2 protein-coding genes are annotated in these 533 nt (G+C 43.3%); both read right to left on the bottom strand.

The features are described from left to right. Positions 1-132 precede the first annotated feature (132 nt). A complete protein-coding gene (locus tag E2K52_RS15650) occupies positions 133-309 on the bottom strand; it encodes a hypothetical protein (RefSeq protein WP_201798523.1) in 177 nt (58 codons plus the stop codon). Further along, positions 294-533 (bottom strand): integrase core domain-containing protein (locus E2K52_RS14665; RefSeq protein ID WP_151205713.1); only part of this gene is annotated, 240 nt, incomplete at its 5' end. The genes E2K52_RS15650 and E2K52_RS14665, both read right to left, overlap by 16 nt.

The raw sequence follows: 533 nt of genomic DNA, 5'->3' as shown, positions 1-533 counted from the left end.
ATTAAATGGCTCGAAGAAAGTAAACCCGTAAGTTGTCTTGCGCATTATCAACAAAGTTCAGAAGCAGAAAAAATAGCGCAATCTATTATTCTGAATGGAATTCGGTGTCAGATTCAGTAACGACAAGGGACGTCAAATGATAAAAATAACGCCACATAAAATAGCGATACTGATGGGAATATTATTATCACCATCAGTATTTGCAACGGATATTAATGTAGAGTTTACAGCCACTGTCAAAGCGACAACCTGTAACATCACACTTACTGGTAATAACGTCACTGGATTTGCCCCTATATTTCCAGACATCTGTTATCACTTAACCCATTACAAGCCCACTGCCGCAGATATTCCCGTGGCGAGCGATAACCCAGCGCACTATGCGGATGCCATTCGTTATAATGCTCGAACGCCTCTGCAAGGTTCTTTGCTGCCGTTAACCCGTCTGGTTTGGGCATGATACTGATGTAGTCACGCTTTATCGTTTTCACGAAGCTCTCTGCTATTCCGTTACTCTCCGGACTCCGCACCGC

It is taken from the genome of Acinetobacter sp. RF14B, from assembly GCF_006864105.1.
GTDB classification, from domain to species: domain Bacteria; phylum Pseudomonadota; class Gammaproteobacteria; order Pseudomonadales; family Moraxellaceae; genus Acinetobacter; species Acinetobacter lwoffii_C.
This window is presented reverse-complemented; position numbering and strand designations above follow the sequence as displayed.